At 65.0% G+C, this 18,748-nt stretch carries 17 protein-coding genes; 6 read left to right on the top strand and 11 right to left on the bottom strand.

Annotated elements, in window-relative coordinates:
* Positions 1-14: 14 nt before the first annotated feature.
* From B9N72_RS15960 to B9N72_RS15945, 4 genes are all read right to left on the bottom strand, one after another.
* The gene (locus B9N72_RS15960) at positions 15-1,136 is read right to left on the bottom strand and encodes an enoyl-CoA hydratase/isomerase family protein (RefSeq protein WP_085277291.1); all 1,122 of its coding nucleotides are present in this window, start codon (positions 1,134-1,136) and stop codon (positions 15-17) included.
* Positions 1,137-1,171: 35 nt separating this feature from the next.
* Positions 1,172-2,332 (bottom strand): acyl-CoA dehydrogenase family protein, encoded by a 1,161-nt coding sequence (locus B9N72_RS15955; protein ID WP_085277290.1) that lies wholly within the window; start codon positions 2,330-2,332, stop codon positions 1,172-1,174.
* A gap of 185 nt (positions 2,333-2,517) precedes the next feature.
* Positions 2,518-4,026 carry a CoA-acylating methylmalonate-semialdehyde dehydrogenase gene (locus B9N72_RS15950; protein ID WP_085277289.1) on the bottom strand — a complete coding sequence of 503 codons (1,509 nt, stop codon included), beginning with the start codon at positions 4,024-4,026 and terminating at the stop codon, positions 2,518-2,520.
* A gap of 97 nt (positions 4,027-4,123) precedes the next feature.
* Positions 4,124-5,827 (bottom strand): AMP-binding protein, encoded by a 1,704-nt coding sequence (locus tag B9N72_RS15945; protein WP_085277288.1) that lies wholly within the window; start codon positions 5,825-5,827, stop codon positions 4,124-4,126.
* Positions 5,828-5,992: 165 nt separating this feature from the next.
* Between B9N72_RS15945 and B9N72_RS15940 the strand changes: the two genes are divergently transcribed.
* The 6 genes from B9N72_RS15940 (at position 5,993) to B9N72_RS15915 (ending at position 11,575) form a co-directional block, all read left to right on the top strand.
* On the top strand, positions 5,993-6,955 hold the full coding sequence (locus tag B9N72_RS15940; protein ID WP_085277287.1) for a LysR family transcriptional regulator: 963 nt from the start codon (positions 5,993-5,995) through the stop codon (positions 6,953-6,955).
* 92 nt (positions 6,956-7,047) lie between these two features.
* Positions 7,048-7,608 (top strand): frataxin-like domain containing protein, encoded by a 561-nt coding sequence (locus tag B9N72_RS15935; RefSeq protein WP_085277286.1) that lies wholly within the window; start codon positions 7,048-7,050, stop codon positions 7,606-7,608.
* Positions 7,609-7,748: 140 nt separating this feature from the next.
* Entirely contained in the window at positions 7,749-8,348 is a 600-nt protein-coding gene (locus B9N72_RS15930) for a MarC family protein (RefSeq protein WP_085277285.1), read from the top strand.
* Between the two features lie 247 nt (positions 8,349-8,595).
* The gene (locus tag B9N72_RS15925; protein WP_085277284.1) at positions 8,596-9,345 is read left to right on the top strand and encodes an alpha/beta hydrolase; all 750 of its coding nucleotides are present in this window, start codon (positions 8,596-8,598) and stop codon (positions 9,343-9,345) included.
* Positions 9,346-9,696: 351 nt separating this feature from the next.
* Positions 9,697-11,079, top strand: a complete 1,383-nt coding sequence (locus B9N72_RS15920; protein ID WP_085277283.1) for an MFS transporter — start codon at positions 9,697-9,699, stop codon at positions 11,077-11,079.
* A gap of 232 nt (positions 11,080-11,311) precedes the next feature.
* Positions 11,312-11,575: a helix-turn-helix domain-containing protein gene (locus tag B9N72_RS15915; RefSeq protein WP_085277282.1), complete on the top strand. Its 264-nt coding sequence runs from the start codon at positions 11,312-11,314 to the stop codon at positions 11,573-11,575.
* Here B9N72_RS15915 and B9N72_RS15910 read toward each other — a convergent pair.
* The 7 genes from B9N72_RS15910 to catA form a co-directional block, all read right to left on the bottom strand.
* Positions 11,565-12,503 (bottom strand): LysR family transcriptional regulator, encoded by a 939-nt coding sequence (locus B9N72_RS15910; protein WP_085277281.1) that lies wholly within the window; start codon positions 12,501-12,503, stop codon positions 11,565-11,567. The genes B9N72_RS15915 and B9N72_RS15910 overlap by 11 nt on opposite strands.
* A gap of 268 nt (positions 12,504-12,771) precedes the next feature.
* Positions 12,772-14,010, bottom strand: coding sequence for a benzoate/H(+) symporter BenE family transporter (locus tag B9N72_RS15905; RefSeq protein ID WP_085277280.1), 1,239 nt, complete (start codon positions 14,008-14,010; stop codon positions 12,772-12,774).
* An 86-nt stretch (positions 14,011-14,096) separates the two neighbouring features.
* Entirely contained in the window at positions 14,097-14,876 is a 780-nt protein-coding gene (locus B9N72_RS15900; RefSeq protein ID WP_085277279.1) for a 1,6-dihydroxycyclohexa-2,4-diene-1-carboxylate dehydrogenase, read from the bottom strand.
* 2 nt (positions 14,877-14,878) lie between these two features.
* Positions 14,879-15,898, bottom strand: a complete 1,020-nt coding sequence (gene benC / locus B9N72_RS15895; protein WP_085277278.1) for a benzoate 1,2-dioxygenase electron transfer component BenC — start codon at positions 15,896-15,898, stop codon at positions 14,879-14,881.
* 120 nt (positions 15,899-16,018) lie between these two features.
* Entirely contained in the window at positions 16,019-16,510 is a 492-nt protein-coding gene (gene benB, locus B9N72_RS15890) for a benzoate 1,2-dioxygenase small subunit (RefSeq protein WP_008953949.1), read from the bottom strand.
* On the bottom strand, positions 16,507-17,874 hold the full coding sequence (benA, locus tag B9N72_RS15885) for a benzoate 1,2-dioxygenase large subunit (RefSeq protein ID WP_085277277.1): 1,368 nt from the start codon (positions 17,872-17,874) through the stop codon (positions 16,507-16,509). The genes benB and benA overlap by 4 nt, the downstream gene beginning before the upstream one ends.
* A 76-nt stretch (positions 17,875-17,950) precedes the next feature.
* The coding region (catA, locus tag B9N72_RS15880) for a catechol 1,2-dioxygenase (protein WP_085277276.1) at positions 17,951-18,748 on the bottom strand (798 nt) is incomplete at its 5' end.

Raw genomic sequence — 18,748 nt, 5'->3', positions numbered from 1 at the left:
CCTCTGATGGCGTGTTATTTGAGGTCGGCCAGCGGGTGCTCGGTGGCCGGCCATGGGCTGATGAAGTGGCTTTCTACCCAGCCGTCCGGGGTGGCGGCCAGGGTCGGGTAGTGCCAGTGCGGCGCGCGGTCCTTGTCGACCAGCAAGGCGCGCACTCCTTCGCGGAAATCCGGCCGGGCGCAGAAGTTGACCGACAACGCCAGCTCCATGCGCAGCGCGTCAGCCAGCGACAGGTGGCGGGCGCGCCGGAAGATTTCCCAGGTGACGGCAGCCGAGGTCGGGCAGCCTTGGGCAAAGCTCCTGGCCGCAGCGGCAAGCCAGGGGTCTTCGAACGCGGTGCCGGCGAGCGCCGCCGCGACGGCGTCGAGACTTCCCAGGCTCATCAGGCGCTGCACCGTGAGCAGGTTGCGCGCGCAGTTTGCGTCCGGCATCGCCTCATGGCCGGACTCTGCCAGCGCCCCCAGCAGTGCGCTCACCATGCCGTGGTGCCGCGCCGCCGGCCGGGACCAGTCGGCCCGACCCAGCTCCCGCAGCAGGGCCTCCTGGCCGTCTTCGGCCAACATGTAGTCGGCCAGGTTGCACAGCAGGGCATCGTGCGCGTTGAGCGGCGCGCCGGTGAGGCCGAGGAACAGGCCGAGTCTGGCCGGCATGCGCTGCAGGAACCAGCTGCCCGCCACGTCCGGGTAGAGGCCGATGGTGATTTCCGGCATGGCGATGCGGGTGGAGGGCGTGGCCACGCGATGGCTGGCCCCGGCCATCAGCCCGAGCCCGCCCCCCATGACAATGCCGCCGCCCCACACGATCACGGGTTTGCGATAGCGGTGGAGGTGGTAATCCAGCCGGTATTCCTCGCTGAAGAACGCCACGGCATAGGGGTTGGGGGTGCGGCTGTCTTCCAGCAGCGCACGGCGCAGCGAGCGCACGTCGCCGCCGGCACAGAAGGCCTTGTCGCCCGCGCCGCGCAACACGACGGCGACCAGGCCAGGGTCGGCCTCCCAGGCGCTCAGCTGCTGCTGGAGCAGACGGATCATGTCCAGCGTCAGTGCGTTGAGCGTTTTTTCCGCGTTCAACGTGGCGATGCCGAGGCGATGACCGCTGGCGGTGACGCGTTCTTCAAACAGGACAATCTCTTGCATGACGGAGTCCCTCAATAGCCTTTTGTCTGTGGCGATCAGCGCAGCGTCTCCAGCGCGCCGTCCTGCAGCAGCCGGCGTGCGACGATGACGCGCATGATTTCGTTGGTACCTTCCAGGATCTGGTGCACGCGGCTGTCGCGCAGGTGGCGCTCGAGCGGGTATTCCTTGATGTAGCCGTAGCCGCCGAACAGCTGCAGCGCCTCGTTCACCACCTTGAAGCCGGCATCGGTGACGAAGCGCTTGGCCATGGCGCAATAGGCCGTGGCGTCCGGGCTGCCGCTGTCGAGCTTCCAGGCGGCGAGCCGCACCATCTGGCGCGCCGCGACCAGTTCGGTGGCCATGTCGGCCAGGCGGAACTGCACGGTCTGGAACTCGGCCAACGCCTGGCCGAACTGCTGGCGCTCCTGCACGTAGCGGGTGGCGGCTTCCAGCGCGGCCTGAGCGGTCCCCACCGAGCAGGTAGCGATGTTGATGCGCCCGCCGTCCAGCCCCTTCATGGCGAAGGTGAAGCCCTGGCCCTCCTCGCCCAACAGGTTGGCCGAAGGCACGGCCACGTTGTCGAAGGTGATGGTGCGGGTGGGCTGCGAATTCCAGCCCATCTTCTTTTCCTTCTTGCCGTAGCTGATGCCGGGCAGGTCAGCAGGGACCACGAAGGCGGAGATGCCCTTGGCGCCGGGGCCGCCGGTGCGCGCCATCACCACCAGCACGTCGCTGCTGCCGGCGCCGGAAATGAACGCCTTGCTGCCGTTGAGGCGGTAGACGTCGCCGTCGCGCTCGGCGCGGGTACGCAGGTTGGCGGCGTCCGAACCGGCACCGGGCTCGGTGAGACAATAGCTGCCCAGCTTGGCGCCGCTCGCCAGCGCCGGCCCCCACTGCTCGGCCACTTCGGGTCGGGCAAAGCTGCCGATCATCCAGCTCACCATGTTGTGGATGGTGAGGTAGGCGGCGGTGGAGGTGCAGCCGGCGGCCAGTTCCTCGAACACGATGGCGGCGTCGAGCCGCGTCAGCCCGAGCCCGCCGTACTGCTGCGGCGTGTACAGCCCGCAGAAGCCCATCTCGCCGGCGCGACGCAGGGTGTCCTTGGGAAAGACTTCCTCCTCGTCCCAGTGCGCGGCGTAGGGCGCCAGCTCGTGGCGGGCGAACTCGCGCGCGCTGTCCTGGAAGGCGATCTGCTCTTCGTTGAGTGCGAAATCCATAGTCATACCTTTTAACAAGCTTGTTCCAGTAGGCGAGCGAGCCCAAGCAGGTTGAGGAAGGACGGAGCGCAGGAACCGCAGTGGACATGTGGTCCATGAGGATCATGGCTGAGCGAATTAGAAATTCGCACGCGCAGAGCACCGCCCGACTTCAAGATGCGCAGGCCGCCTAATGGGACGGGCAATCAGTTCAGCGAAATGGTGGTATTGACCTTGCCGCTGCTGGCCGCATCGTCGAACCAGCGGCTGGTGACGGTCTTGGTCTGGGTGTAGAACAGCACCACCTGCTTACCGTACGGGCCGAGATCGCCGAGCTTGGAGGCGCGCGAACCGGTGAACGAGAACAGCGGCACCGGCACCGGGATCGGCACGTTGATGCCGACCTGGCCGACGTCGATCTCCTCCTGGAACTTGCGTGCCGCCGCGCCGCTCTGGGTGAAGATGGCGGTGCCGTTGCCGTTGGGGTTGGCGTTGATGAGTTCGATGGCTTCGTCCAGGGTGTCGGCCGCCGAGAGACACAGTACCGGCCCGAAGATTTCCTGATCGTAGATCGCCATGCCGGGCTTCACGCCGCTGAAGATGGTCGGGCCGACGAAATTGCCCTGCTCAAAGCCCGGCACCTTGACGCCGCGTCCGTCCAGCTCCAGCTTGGCGCCCTGCTCCACCCCTTGGGCGATCAGCGATTCGACGCGGTCGCGCGCGGTGCACGACACCACCGGCCCCACGTCCGGGTTGTCCTTACCGGGGCCGACGCGCAGCGCCTTGGCCTTGGCCACCAGTTCCGGAATCCAGTTCTTCGCCTCGCCCACCAGCACCGCCACCGTCAGCGCCATGCAACGCTGGCCGGCGGCGCCGAAGGCCGCACCGGTCAGCTGGTTGAGCGCCTGCTCCTTGTTGGCGTCCGGCAGCACGATGGCGTGGTTCTTGGCACCCATCATGCACTGCACGCGCTTGCCATTGAGGCTCGCCCGGTTGTAGACGTGGGTGCCGACCTTGCTCGAACCGACGAACGAGATGGCCTTGATGTCGGCGTGGTCGCAGATGGCGTTGACGACGTCCGGGCCGCCGTGCACCACGTTGAGCACGCCGGCCGGAATGCCGGCCTCCAGCGCCAGCTCCACCAGGCGCATGGTCACCATCGGGTCCTGCTCGGACGGCTTGAGCACGAAGGTGTTGCCGGTGGCGATGGCCATCGGGAACATCCACAGCGGAATCATCGCCGGGAAGTTGAACGGGGTGATGCCGGCGCACACGCCCAAGGGCTGCAGCACCGAGTAGGTATCGACGCCGCTGGCCACGTTTTCGGCGTACTCGCCCAGTTGCAGGTTGCCGATGCTGGCGGCGTGCTCCACCACTTCCAGGCCGCGGAACACGTCACCTTCGGCATCGGCCAGGGTCTTGCCCTGCTCGGCGGTAAGGATGGCCGCCAGTTCCTTCATGTGTTCGCGGATCAGCTGCTGGTACTTGAGGAAGATGCGCGCGCGGCTGCCGATCGAGGTTTTCTTCCAGCTTTTGAAGGCCGTCTTGGCGGCGGCCACGGCGGCGTCGACCTCGGCCTGGGTGGCCATCGGCACGCGCGCCAGCACCTCCTGCGTGGCCGGGTTGACGACATCGCGCCAGACGCTGGTTTGGGATTCGACGAACTCGCCGTTGATCAGGAGCTTGATGGTGGGAACGGTGGTGGAAAGAGTCATGATGAGCCTGCCTTATGGACGAAGTGGGCCAGCCCCCCCGGCGCCAGGACCGAGGGGAAGTGTCGTTAACGGGAAAATGGGAGAGGCGTTGTGCCGGTCAGCCCTTGAGCGCCGGGAAGTCTTCTTCGAAGTATTCCTGCGGGCCGCGCGTGTTCTCCTCGCGGCGCTGCGTCTCCAGTTTGCGCAGCTCGACACGGCGGATCTTGCTCGACAGGGTCTTGGGCATCTCGCTGACGAACTCGATGCGGCGCACGCGCTTGTAGGCCGCCAGCCGTTCGCGGGCAAAACGGAAGATGGTCTGCGCCAGCTCGCGATCCGCCACCTGCTCGGGGGCCAGGATGATGAAGGCCTTGGGCACCGCCAGGCGCACCGGGTCGGGGCTCGGCACCACTGCCACCTCCATCACCGCCGGATGCTCGATCAGCGCGCTCTCCAGCTCGAAGGGGCTGATGCGGTAGTCCGACGCCTTGAACACGTCGTCGGCACGGCCGACGAAGGTGATGTAGCCCTCGCCGTCGATCATGGCGGTGTCGCCGGTACGGTAGTAGCCGTCGGCCATCGCCTCGGCGGTCTTCTCCGGGCTGTCGGCGTAGCCCAGCATCAGCCCGAGCGGGCGCGGTTCGAGCGGCAGCACCACTTCGCCCTCGTCGGCCAGTTCGCCGTCCGGACCCATCAGCGCCACACGGTAGCCCGGCAGTGGCCGGCCCATCGACCCCGCCTTGAGCGGCTGCCCGGGGGTATTGCCGATCTGTGCGGTGGTTTCCGACTGGCCATAGCCGTCGCGCAGCGTCAGGCCCCAGGCCGCCTGGATCTGCTCGATGATCTCGGGGTTGAGCGGCTCGCCGGCGCCCACCAGCTCGCGCAGGTTGAGCCGCCCGCGGTAGGCCGCCAGGTTTTCCTGGATCAGCATGCGCCACACCGTGGCCGGCGCGCACAGACTGGTGATGCGGCAGCGTTCCAGCACGCCGAGCAAGGCCGGGGCGCTGAAGCGGGCCACGTTGTGGATGAACACGCAGGCGCCGGCGTTCCACGGCGCGAAGAGGCAGCTCCAGGCGTGCTTGGCCCAGCCCGGCGACGAGATGTTCAGGTGCACGTCGCCCGGCTGCAGGCCGATCCAGTACATCGTCGAGAGGTGGCCCACCGGGTAGCTCTGGTGACTGTGCAGCACCATCTTGGGCTTGGAGGTGGTGCCGGAGGTGAAATAGAGCAGCAGCGGGTCAGTCGCCAGCGTCGTGCCGTCCGGCTCGAAGCTATCCGGGCAGCTAGCGGCGGCGGCGTGTTCGATCCAGCCCGCCGTGGCCGGACCGACCACGATGCGGGTGTAATCACCAGCCACCTCGGCGAACTTGTCGACATGAGCGTGGCCGACCACCACGTGGCTGACGCGGCCACGGTCGAGACGATCGCGCAGGTCTTCCGGGGTGAGCAAGGCGGTGGCCGGAATCACCACGGCGCCCAGCTTGATCGCCGCCAGCATGGTTTCCCACAGCGCCACTTCGTTGCCCAGCATCAGCAGGATGCGCTCGCCGCGCTTCACCCCCCGGGCGCGCAGATGGTTGGCGACGCGGTTGGAACGCCGCGCCAGTTCGTCGAAGCTGTAACGCTCCTCGCTGCCGTCCTCGTTGACGATCCACAGCGCCGGCGCCTGGTTGCCGCGCGCCAGCTCGTCGAAGTAGTCCAGCGCCCAGTTGAATTCGCCCAGTTCGGGCCAGCGAAAGTCACGATACGCCGTGGCGTAGTCGGAACGGTGAGTCAGCAGAAAATCCCGCGCAGCCACGAAGGCCTGGCAACGTGCATTCATTGACGTCTCTCTCCTGGATGGAACACCGCCGGCACGTCTGGCCCTGTGCCGGCCTGGTTCGTTTTTTTGTTGTGCTTCAACCCGCGAAGCCGCTGGTCTGGGTGGTTGAAAACGAGTATAGATAGGAGAAATTCCACCAGGAATAGACAAAAACACCGGAGCGATATGCAAAAAAACACCATACCGGTCGACCGGCTGAACTGGGACGACATCAAGTTCTTTCTCGAGGTCGCCCGCACCCACACCGCCAGCAGCGCGGCAAAGCGCCTCGGCGTCGACTACACCACGGTGTCGCGCCGCATCCGCGCGCTGGAGCAGGCGCTGGGAGCCTTGCTGTTCGAGAAGTCACGCTCTGCCGGTTTCGTCCTCACCGTAGACGGGCAGCAGTTGCTGCGCTATGCCGAGGCGATGGAAAGCGCCTTGCAGGCGGCCTGTGAAGAAGTATCAGGGACCGGCTTCGCCTTGTCCGGCCACGTGCGCATCGGCTGCACAGAGGGTTTCGGCTCCTGCTTCGTCACCCCGCAGATCAGCCGCTTCCAGGACCGCTACCCCGACATCACCGTCGATATCCTGCCGGTGCCGCACTTCATCAACCTGTCGCGGCGCGAGGCGGACATCGCCATCACGCTGGAGCGCCCCGAGCGCGGGCCTTACGTGTGCTCCAAGCTGTGCGACTATCGCCTGCTCTTGTACGCCACCCCGGACTACCTGGCACGCCACCCGCCGATCCGGCAGCCGGAAGACCTGGCCGGACACCGCTTCATCACCTACGTCGATGACCTGGCCTTCAGCCCCAAGCTGCTGTACATGGATGACGTGCTGCCCGGCGCCAGAAGCCAGCTGCGCAGCACCAGCGTGGTCGCCCAGTATCAGGCCGCGCTGCAAGGCCGCGCCCTGGCGATCCTGCCCTGCTTTCTGGTCGGCGACGACCCGCGGCTCGTGCGGGTGATGCCGGAACGGGCGGAAGTCACACGGCAATTCTGGATGTACTACAGTGAAGACCTGCGCAAGCTCAAGCGCATCACGCTGGCGGCGGAATACCTGCGCGCCTGCGCCGAGCTCAATCAGGGCTTCCTGCTCGGGGAAGCGCCCCGGATGAGCTATCTGGAACCGGACGGAGCGGCATGAAAACGAAAGGTTGGCAGGCGCATCTACACGGCGGCATCGCCTGCTGTCCTCGGCCCTGCCTTGTCGGCGAAACAACGCCAGGGAGCGCGTCCATGAAGGCCAAGTGGCTGAGCGTGGCGATGCTGCTGGCGCTGCTGGCGTGTTCCGGCTGCGCCCGGCCGCAGTACGGCGAGAACTATTTCATCGAACGGCAGGGCAGCCCGGTGGTGCGTGGTTTCCGCTACGCCGGCAACGCGCAGAACCCGATCGACGACCTCTGGATCAAGCTGGACCAGGCAGCCCCCTTCCAGTTTCGTTTTCCCGATGGCGCGTGGGTCGACTCCAGGAAGATTACCCGTCAGACCTTGAGCGAACACGGCATTCATACCTACCAGAACGGCACGCTCACCCAGGCCATCTGGCACCCCGACTTGCCGCTGTGGGCATCGGTGGTGGGCCGCCATCAGTATTTTTCCTTCGACATCGACCCCGACGGCAAGGTGGACTCCCTGACCCTGGGCGCGTGCGGCTCGGCCTTCAAGGACATTTTCCGAACGGCACCGGGTAGCCAAACCGTCGGTTTCCCCATGACGGTGAAGGAGCTCGAGCTGATCTTCGGACCGACCTCGCGTGTGGACCATCTCGCCCTCGTAACCGGGTTCAGCTGCTTCTAGACGCAGGCCGCCGTCAGGATCGCGCACCGGACGATGGCAACAGCAGCGCACGGATGACCGGTGCGGCATACTGGGTAGAATGGGCGGACGCCTTTTTGCCGCCGCCAGCGGCCTGATGCCGCGCTGACTCCGGGAGAAACATGGAAACGTCGTTCTGGTCGGCCACCGTGCTCTTGATCCTGATCACCGATCCGCTGGGCAACATTCCGCTCTTCATCACCGCACTCAAACAGGTCAGGCCGGAACGGCGCCGGCGCGTGGTGTTGCGCGAGTGCCTGATCGCGTTCGCGGTGCTGCTCATCTTCCTGTTCTTCGGGCGCCATTTCCTGGAGTTGATGCAGCTCTCGGACGAGTCGCTGCGCGTCGCGGGCGGCGTGATCCTGTTCCTGATCGCACTCAAGATGATCTTTCCCGGCGAGGAAAGCGCCTTTTCCGGCAAAACCCAGGGCGAGCCTTTCATCGTGCCGATTGCGATTCCGCTCATCGCCGGGCCCTCGGCCATGGCCACCGTGCTGCTGTTGTCGACGCGCGAACCGGCACGCATGCTGGAGTGGACCGGCGCGCTGACGATCACCATGCTGGTCAGCACCACCGTGTTCCTGGCCTCCGGGCGGCTGCAAAAGCTGCTGGGGGAGCCAGTGATCGCAGCGCTGGAGCGGCTGATGGGCCTGGTGCTGACCGCGATTTCGATCGAGATGCTGATGGGCGGGGTGGCGGCCTACCTCAAGAAGCTGGGCTAGGACGTGTCACGCCGCACATTTGGAATGCCTCCTGCGCGGCCACTGCGATTGCGCATTGTGGATCGGCCACCCGCGCACCCTGAACCTGAGCGTGCCGGGCGACCGAGCATGACCACGGAGGCTTCTGATGATTGTTTCCTGTCGGGAGACAGTCATTTTCCTGGACCCGGGTTTATCGGCTCCTGGGGACGCCTCAGAATGGGTGCCATGCTCTCCCCTGTTGCCGCATTTCCTGCAAGGACACCCGATGACCCCGCCGCAAGACCGTGACCCGACGACGTCGCCACAGCCGCTCACCCTTTCCAGCGCACAGCTCTCGCCCCCGCAGCACGACGCGGCCTCGGGGCTGACCTACCGCACACTGGTCCTGCCAACCGCGGCAGCGGCACCCCGGCCTCAGGCCCTGCTGTTGCTGCTGCACGGCATCGGCGGCAACGAGATGCAGCTCGCCGGACTGGCGCCGCTGCTCGACGCCCGCATTCAGGTGGCGCTGGTGCGCGGCCCGCTGGAGTTCGGGCCGGGGCAGTTCGGCTGGTTCCAGGTGAGCTTTGGCCCGCAAGGCCCGTCGATCAATCCGGAGCAGGCCGAACGCAGCCGGCAGCAGTTGCAGCAACTGGCCGCCAGCCTGCAGTCGGCCAGCGGCATCGATCCCGCGCACACGGTGGTGGCGGGCTTCAGCCAGGGCGGCATCATGAGCGCCGGCCTGGCCCTGACCGAACCGCAGCAGGTGGGCGGTTTCGGCCTGCTGTCAGGGCGTATTCTGCCGGAAATCGCCCCGCGCCTCGGCGCACCCGACGCGTTGGCACGGCTGGAAGGCTTCGTCTCGCACGGTGAATTCGACGACAAGCTGCCATTGAGCTGGGCGGAAAAAGCCGACAACTGGCTCCGTGAGTTGGGCGTGCCCCACCAGTTGCACCTCTACCCGGTGGGCCACCAGCTGACGTCTGAGATGGCCCACGACTTCGTCAACTGGCTGACGGCACGCTGCCTGGCATAACGAGTAAAGCCCCCGCCCGCCGCCGCGCCGTTCTGGCCCATCAGACCCTACCGGCCAAAGCCCGCCTTTCGTTGAAAGGCGGGCTTTTTTTCCGGCTCCCCGTGCTTTTTACCGGCCCGCTTTCCAGCGGGAATGGGCCTCGGCCTTGCTCAATACTGGCCGAGTATCGTCGGATACTGAAACAGTATTAGACGGTCGATTTCTTTATCCTCAGGATACGACTGCCTTGAATGGGCCGTTCATTAAAACGGCGCTTTCATTTCGGCACTCCCATTCAAACAAAATAAAACCATGCAGCGCCGTCGTAAAACCCGGCGCCAGCAGGCAAGTCGATCAGTTTACGGAGGAAAAATGAGTCGAGAATATAACAAGGAAGTCGTCGATGTGACGGCATTAATCAACGAGCAGGACTTTACGAAATACCACTGGCTGGTCCTGTTTTTCTGCTTTTCCATCCTGGCACTGGACGGGTTCGATACCGCGGCCATCGGCTACGTCGCGCCCGCCCTTGTCACCGAATGGGGCATCAGCCGTCCCGCGCTGGCGCCGGTCTTAAGCGCCGCCCTGTTCGGCCTGGCCTTTGGCGCCATGGCGGCGGGCCCCAGCGCCGACCGCTTCGGCCGCAAAAACGTACTGATCGCCTCGACGCTCGTGTTTGCCGTCTTCAGCGGTTTGACAGCCTACGCCAGCAGCGTCCCGAGCCTGTCCGCGCTGCGCTTCCTGACCGGTCTCGGCCTGGGCGCGGCGATGCCCAACGCGGTCACCCTGATCGCCGAACTCGCCCCGGCCAAACGGCGCTCGTTCGTCGTCAACGCCGTCTACGTCGGCTTTCCGCTGGGCGCCGCCGCGGGCGGGTTCGTCTCGGCCGGGCTGATTCCGCACTATGGCTGGCAAGGCGTCTTCATCCTGGGCGGCCTCCTGCCGCTGGCCTTGTTGCCGTTCATGATCCGCCACCTGCCCGAGTCGGTGTCCTACATGGCCGCCAAACAGTACCCGATCGAAAAAATCAGAGCGGTGCTGGAGCGGATTTGCCATCAGGACCTGAGCCACGTCAAGCACTGCGTCATCGGTGAAGCGGCCGGTAAAGGCAAGGTGGAGAAATCGGCACTGAGCCTGATTCTGTCCAAGCCGTTCCTGGTGCCGACGCTGATGCTGTGGGTCACTTACTTCATGGGCCTGCTGATTTTCTATCTGCTGACCAACTGGATGCCGCTGATGATGAAAGACGCGGGATTCACCACGCAAAAGGCGGCCCTGCTGACCGCGCTGTTCCCGCTGGGCGGCGGCATCGGCACCCTGGTGAGCGGGCTGTTGATGGACAAGTACAACCCCGGCCGCGTGCTGAGTCTGGTCTACGTGCTGGCCGCGCTGTTCCTGGTGGCGGTGGGGCAGAGCATGGACAACGTTTCACTGTTCGCCGTGCTGATCTTCCTCGCCGGGGTCATGGTGACGGGCGCCCAGGCCTCCCTGCCGGCGCTGGCCGCGCCGATCTACCCGACCCAGGGTCGTGCCACGGGCATCGCCTGGATGCTGGGTATCGGCCGCTTCGGCGGCATCGCCGGGGCCCTGCTGGGCGGGGTATTGCAGGGGATGCAACTGCCGTTCAGCCAGACACTGGCCTTGCTCGCCCTCCCCGCTGGCATCGCCATGCTGGCCCTCTGGACCCTGTCGGTGAAAACCGGGCGTGACGCGACGGCAGCCAGTGCCCTGCCCTCGCTGAAACCGGCGGAATAAACCCGGCGTATTGAACCACCGGGAAAGACAAAACCGCATGGCCGAGTCGGGCTGAATATCAGCCCGACTCGATACGGATTGGATGGCGCGCTACACCGGATTGCCTACCATTCCGTTTCTTATAAATACAACGCCGATTATTTCCCACCAATCACCAAACCGCTTCGTTTTTCGTCTTTAATCTTGCCGATTGCACACTAAGTCAACCGGTTATTTTCCCGAGGGATTGACCATGAATGCCTCCCATACCCCGTTTGAACGCGGCCTTGCCGTGCTGCAGGCATTCTCCGCCGACAACCCGACCCTTTCCGCCACAGAGGTAAGCACGCAAACCGGCATTCCCTATTCGGCGGTTTATCGCTGCCTGTATACGCTGAGCAAAATGGGCTTCGTCCAGCGGCAGGCAAAAGGCTATTTCAGCGTGACGGCAAAAGTGCTGGCCCTGAGCCAGGCCTACCGCAAGGACCTGCATCGGCCAACACCGATCAGCTATTGAGCAGCACGCCGTTCAAGTCCTGCGCCGACACGGCATGCGCCATCGATTCGGCTTCGTAAATGTCGATGATCATCTTGATGAGCAGTTTGACATCGTTGGACTCGTCGAGCAGACGGGTGCTGAGAATGATCGGCGACACCATATTGGGTACATCCAGCTCCCGATAGCAGACATCCTCGCGCTTCAGGCCCTGCACGCTGGAGGGAACGATCGCGATGCCGACCCCGGCCGCCACCAGCCCTATCGCAATCTGCAGCTCGCGCGCCTCGTAGATGTTTCTTGGCTCCAACGCCCGGTCATGAAAGGCCGTCAGCACCTGATCGGCAAAACTCGGGCGCGGCGATTTCGGGAACACGATCAGCGTCTCCATGGCAATATCCTGCAGCGACAGGGCGGGCTTGATCGCCAGCGGATGCTCGCTGGGCAAGGCCGCCATCAGACGTTCCTCGCGCAACACGATGCGGCGCACATTGGGATCTTCGTGACGGATGCGGCCGAACCCGACATCGATGCAGCCTTCCTTGAGCGCGCCGATCTGCTCCATCGTGGTCATTTCATGCAGGCTCAGTTCGATGGTCTTGTGCGCGTCGCGGAAGCGACGAATGATCTTGGGCAACATGCCGTACAGCGTCGAGCCGACAAAGCCGATCGACATCTTGCTGTCGATGATGCCGATGCGCTGGGTCATCGCCTTGAGCTCCCGCGTCTGCGACAGCAACTGCAGGGCATGGCCATAGAAGAACTGCCCTGCCTCGGTGAGCTTGAGCGGACGTGAGCCACGCTCGATCAGGACCACCCCGAGGTCGTCTTCCAATTGTTGAATCTGGCGACTCAATGGCGGCTGGGCGATATGCAGGCGCTCGGCCGCACGCGTGATGTTGCCTTCTTCGGCAACGGCAACGAAGTAACGCAGGTGGCGCAGTTCCATAACAAACCCTCCAGGGCATCACGACAACGCACCGTTGGCCGAAAGCCACGGCGCTGGGGTGTCGTTTGGGAAAGAGTGGTCGATACCCGTCCGCGGCGAGCAGCCGGGTCAGCACCGGCAGTCAGGGCGGCCCGGGCACGCCGGCCATGATGAGACGGCGAAAACAGGCCATTAGAGCGGGACTGCACGGCCAGGAGGCCTCCGCGCTGCTCCTCCGGAGGAGGGGCGGACGCCTCGGGGACGAGGTGCCGTCCGCACCCGAGCTCCGCTAACGCCCCTTGGCCTCGCGCTGGTGCGGCTTGTTCAGCACCAGGTAGGCGATGCAGCCGATTACCACGCCCCAGAACGCCGATCCCAGGCCGAGAAAGCTCATACCGGAGGCGGTGGCGAGGAAGGTGATCATCGACGCCTCGCGGTGATCGGCCTCCTCCACCGCGCCCAGCACGTTGGCCGAAATCGCCCCGATCAGCGCCAGCCCCGCCAGCACGGCGACGAACTCCTTGGGCAAGGCGGTGAACAGCAACACGATGGTGCTGCCGAACATCCCGCCGACCAGGTAGAACGCCCCGTTGGCGATACCCGCCACGTAACGCCGCGACGGGTCGTCGTGCGCGTCCTTGCCGGTGCACAGCGCGGCGGTGATGGCGGCGATGACAATGGTGATGCCGCCAAAGAACGCCACCACGAGCGAGGCCAGGCTGGTGACAGTGATGATCGGCTTGGCCGGGGTGTCGTAACCCGATACGCGCAGCACCGCCATGCCGGGCAGATGCTGGCCGGTCAGGCTCACCATCACCAACGGCAGCGCCAGGCTCAGCGTGGTGCCCAGCGTCCACTCCGGGCGGATGAACTGCGGCGTGGCTAGGCTGAGCCGCACATCGCCCAGGTGGGTCTGCCCCAGCAGCACGGCCAACGCAGCGCCGCAGGCCAGCACCAGCACGATGCAGTAACGCGGCAAGAGCCGCTTGAACAGCAGGTAGGCGCCGACCATGCCGAAGGCCAGCGTCGGCATCGAGCCGACCGACTTGAAGGCGCTGGCGCCGAACTGGAACAGAATGCCCGCCATCATCCCGGCGGCGATGCCCTTGGGAATGTGGCGCATGAGGCGGTCGAACGAGCCCGACACGCCGATCAGCAACAGCACCACGGCGGCGGTGAGATAGGCCCCCACGGCCTGGTTCAGCGTGACGCCGGGGAACAGTGTTACCAGCAGCGCGGTGCCCGGGGCGGACCAGGCGGTCACCACCGGCACCTTCAGCCGCCAGCTCAGCACGATGCCGGACACCGCCGCGCCCATCGAAATGGCCCAGACCCAGGACGAGATCATCGCGTTGGGCATGTTGGCCATCTTGGCGGCCTGGAAAAAGATCACCAGCGGACCGGAATAGGAAATCAGCACCGCGAGGAAGCCGGCGGTGATGGCGGAGAGCGACCAGTCCTGGCGCAGTAAGGCGCGCACCTGCGGTGCCGGGGACGCAAGAGAACTGCCTTGGGATGAATGGTTCATTGAGTATGCCTCACCAAAAAATGACCTCTCATCCATCAGGATGAGAGGTCCGAACGCGATGATGCAAGGGGGTTCGTGGGTGGCGCCTAGCCGAGATCGCCGCCGCCGACCGGCAACACCGTGCCGGTAATATAGGACGCCTCGTCCGACGCCAGGAACAGGATCGCGCGAACCTGCTCGTCGATGCTGCCGTAACGGTGCATCAGGCTGCTGGAAAGGGTCTGGTCGACAATGCCCTGGTACCAGACTTTTTCCTGCTCGCTCATCGGCGCGCTATTGCGCGGCACCTTGCGTGGCGGCGCCTCGGTCCCGCCGGTGGCCACCGCGTTGACGCGAATGCCGTCCTCGGCGTGCTCGAAGGCCAGGCTGGCGGTGAGCGCGTTCACCCCGCCCTTGGCGGCCGAGTACGGGATGCGATAGATACCGCGCGTCGCGATCGACGACACGTTGACGATCACCCCCTGCTGGCGCTCGATCATCGCCGGCAGCACGGCACGGCAGCACCACAGCGTGGGGAACAGCGAGCGGCGGATTTCCGCTTCGATCTGCGCCTCCTCGTATTCCTGGTACGGCTTGGCCCAGATGGTGCCGCCGACATTGTTGATCAGCACGTCGACGCGGCCGTAGGCCTCCTCGGCGGCCTCCACCACGAGCTGGGCACCGTTGTAGGTTTCCAGGTCGGCCGTCACCACCGTAGCCTGGCCGCCCTTGGCCTTGATCTCGCCGGCCACCTCGTGTACCAGCTCGGAACGGTCGGCCAGCACGATGAGGGCGCCTTCCTCGGCGGCACTCAGCGCCACCCCGCGGCCGATGCCCTGGGCGGCACCGGTCACGACCACTACCTTGTTTTCAAATCGTGCACGCATGATCAGGCCTCGCTGCTGGCGGAGAATTTTTCGTAGAGGAAGCTCGTCGGGGTCACGCCCGACTGCTGCAGCCAGCCGCGCACCGCCTCCACCATCGCCACCGGGCCGCACAGGTAGACGTCGACGTCGCCGGCGTTGAGCCATTCCGGCTCGATGTGTTGCGTGACATAGCCCTTGCGCGGATGGGCGCTCTCGGCCGCCACGACACAGGTACGGTAGTCGAACTGCGGCAGCCTGGCCTTGATGGCATCCAATTGCGCCAGCGCCACCAGGTCGACGTCGTTGGTGACGCCGAACACCATGCGGATCGGCTGCGTGCTGCCGCTTTCGGCCAACACGTCGAGCATCGACAGGAACGGCGCAATGCCGGTACCGCCGGCCAGGAACAGCACCGGCCGCGCCACTTCGCGCAGGTAGAAGCTACCGTACGGGCCGGCAAACGTCATGCGTTCGCCCACTTTAGCGTCGTGGGTCAGAAAGTGGCTCATGCGCCCGTTCGGCACGTTGCGCACCACGAACGCGGCCTTGCTGGCGCCAGGCGCCGAGCTGAACGAATACGCGCGGGTCAGTTCGGTGCCGGGAATGCCCACGTTGACGTACTGGCCCGGCAGGAAGGAAAGGCTCGCCGGATCATCGAGTTCGATCGAGAAGCCGATGGTGGAATCGGACAGCGGCTGCACCGCCGCGATGGTGCCGGCGAAGCTGGACACGCCGGTCTTGCACGCCACCGACGAGGCCGGGATCTTGATCACACAGTCCGACTTGGGCCGGGTCTGGCAGGTCAGGATGTAGCCCTGCTCGGCATCCTCCGGGGCCAGTGCGTCTTCGATGTAGCTCGATTCCGGCAGGTCGTACTCGCCCGACTCGCACAAGCAGCGGCAGGTACCGCAGGCGCCGTCGCGGCAATCCAGCGGAAGATTGACCTTCTGGCGATACGCCGCGTCGGACAGCTTTTCGTTTTCGTTGCAGCTGATGAAACGGGTGACGCCGTCCTCGAATTGAAGTGCGATGTTGTAGCTCATGATTCCTACTCCTGCCGTGCCGAGCCGCACCCTCCCCGTCCCGCGCCGCCACGCCGTCCTGTCGAATGCAAGACGGCGGGGCGGGCTGCGCCGGGAGTGCCGGCGGCTCTCGATGCTTGCTTAAATGTGGTAGACGTCGATTACCTGGTGGATGTAATCGTTCTTCAGCACCACATACTTGTTGCGGATCTTCGGGCTCGCGCCGGAAAAATCGATCACGTAACGCGCCATGCCGAAATGGCTGTAGTTGGTCTTGTAGCGGTGGCTCAGCGTGTGCCAGTTGAAGCGCACCGTGACCAGGTCGCCGTCCTGCTTTTCCAGTTCCACGTTGCTGATGTTGTGGCTGGTGCGGGTGTCCGGCATGGTGGCGCTGGAACGCTCGGTCTTGATGCGGAACACGCGGTCTTCCAGCCCCTGGCGGTTGGCGTAGTAGATCAGCGAGATTTCGCGCTGCGGATCGGTGACCAGCTTGTCGTCATCGTCCCACGACGGCATCCAGAACTCGGCGTCCGGGTGGTAGCACTCGAGCCACTCGTCCCACTGTTCGTCGTCCAGCAGGCGGCTTTCACGGTAGAGAAAACTGCGGATCTGCTCCATGTTGACGTTGCTCATGCCTGTTCTCCTTCCTCGCGCACCGCGTGCTTCATCACGTCCAGCCAGTAGCGGTGCTGCACCGTGTACAGGCCCTCGTCTTCGGTCTTGACCCCGCTCAGTACCGGCTTGAGGCCGATCTTCCTGGCCGCCTCGTCGGCGCCTTCGATCCAGTGCGTGGAGCCGCGGCACATGTCGTTCCATTCCAGCGCGATACCGGCGTAACCCTGCTGACAGGCACGGAACTCTTCCAGATCGTCCGGCGTGGCCATGCCGCTGGCGTTGAAGAAATCTTCGTACTGGCGGATGCGGCGGGCGCGTGCCTCGTCGGACTCGCCCTTGGGCGCGATGCAGTAGATGGTGACTTCGGACTTGTTCACCGACAGCGGGCGCACCACGCGAATCTGCGAGCCGAACTGGTCCATCAGGTACACGTTCGGGTACAGACACAGGTTGCGCGAGTTGCGCACCATCCAGTCGGCCATCTCGGGGCCGAGCTTTTCGGCGTATTCGTCGCGACGGGCGAAGTTCGGGCGGTCCTCCGGGTTGGCCCACTGCGTCCACAACAGCATGTGGCCGTGTTCGAAGGCGTAGAAACCCCCGCCCTGCTTGCCCCACTTGCCGGCGTCCATGGCGCGCGTGGTGTCGACGCGCTCGCTCTGTTCCTTGCGGTGGTTGGTGGTGGCGGCGTAGTTCCAGTGCACCGCGGAGACGTGGTAGCCGTCGGCGCCGTTTTCGGCGGTCAGCTTCCAGTTGCCGTCGAAGGTGTAGGTCGACGAGCCGCGCAGCACTTCCAGCCCTTCGGCCGACTGGTCGACGATCATGTCGATGATCTTGGCGGCCTCGCCGAGGAATTCGGTCAGCGGCTTGACGTTCTCGTTCAGGCTGCCGAACAGGAAACCGCGGTAGTTCTCGAAGCGCGCCACCTTTTTCAGGTCGTGCGAGCCTTCCTTGTTGAAGCAATCCGGGTAGCCGGCGTCTTCCGGGTCCTTCACTTTCAGCAGCTTGCCGCTGTTGTTGAAGGTCCAGCCGTGGAACGGGCAAGTGTAGGTCGCCTTGTTGCCGCGCTTGTGGCGGCACAGCGTGGCGCCGCGGTGGGTACACGCGTTGACGAATGCGTTCAGTTCACCCTGGCGGTTGCGCGCGATGAACACCGGCTGCCGCCCCATGGTGGTGGTGTAGTAATCGTTGACGTTGGGAATCTGGCTCTCGTGCGCGAGGTAGATCCAGTTGCCTTCGAAGATGTGCTTCATTTCGAGTTCGAACAGCGCTTCATCGGTGAAGACGCTGCGGTGCACGCGGTAGTCGCCGGTCTGCGGGTTCTCGATCAGGTAATCGTCCAGCTTTTTCAGCTTGGGGGTGGCATCGGGATGGATGGGGATCATTGCCGTTCTCCTCAGTCGGGACAGGCGGCCCCTGCCTAGGCAGGGCCCGTCCCTATTGCTCTATGCTCGGTATCGATCAGGCGCTGGCGCGTTGACGTTCGACTTCGGTCGTCGGGGCGGCGGCGGACTCACCGTTGAGGCGGAAGTCGAAGTCGATCGAGGCGAACGGCTTCTGCAGGCCCTTCTTGTCGATCTCGGCCGCATCGGTGATGCGGTTCACGGCCGGCACCAGGCCCTCGCGGCTGGCGAAGGCGAAGTCGTCCCACAGGTACTCGTCACCGTCGATGTTGATCTGCGTGGTCAGCTTGCGGTGGCCAGCGGCGGTCACGAAGAAGTGGATGTGCGCCGGACGGCGGCCATGACGGCCGAGCAGGTCGAGCAGGCGCTGGGTGGTGCCTTGCGGCGGACAGCCGTACCCCATCGGCATGATGCTGCGGAACTGGTAGCGGCCGTTGGCGTCGGTGATGATGGTGCGGCGCAGGTTGAAGTGCGACTGGCTCTTGTCGAAGAAGGAGTAGTTGCCCATCAGGTTGGCGTGCCACGCTTCGACCTGGGCGCCCGGCAGCGGCTTGCCGTCGGCGTCGTACACGGTGCCCTGCATGAACAGCACTTCGCCCTTGTCCGCCTCGGTGCCGTCGTCCATGCGGGCGAAGCCTTCCGACTTCGGTGCGCCGGCGACGTAGAGCGGGCCTTCGATGGTGCGCGGGGTGCCGCCGGTGAGGCCGGCTTTCGCTTCGGCTTCGTCCATGCGGATGTCGACGAAGCGTTCCAGGCCCAGGCCGGCGGCCAGCAGCCCCAGTTCGTGGGTGGCGCCGGCTTCGGCGAAGTACTCCAGGCCTTTCCAGACTTCGCTCGGGCTGAGGTCGAGGTCTTC

Source organism: Pseudogulbenkiania subflava DSM 22618, from assembly GCF_900177275.1.
In the GTDB taxonomy this organism is placed as follows: domain Bacteria; phylum Pseudomonadota; class Gammaproteobacteria; order Burkholderiales; family Chromobacteriaceae; genus Pseudogulbenkiania; species Pseudogulbenkiania subflava.
Note: the sequence above shows the minus strand (reverse complement) of the source record. Positions and strands in the feature narration are given on the sequence as shown.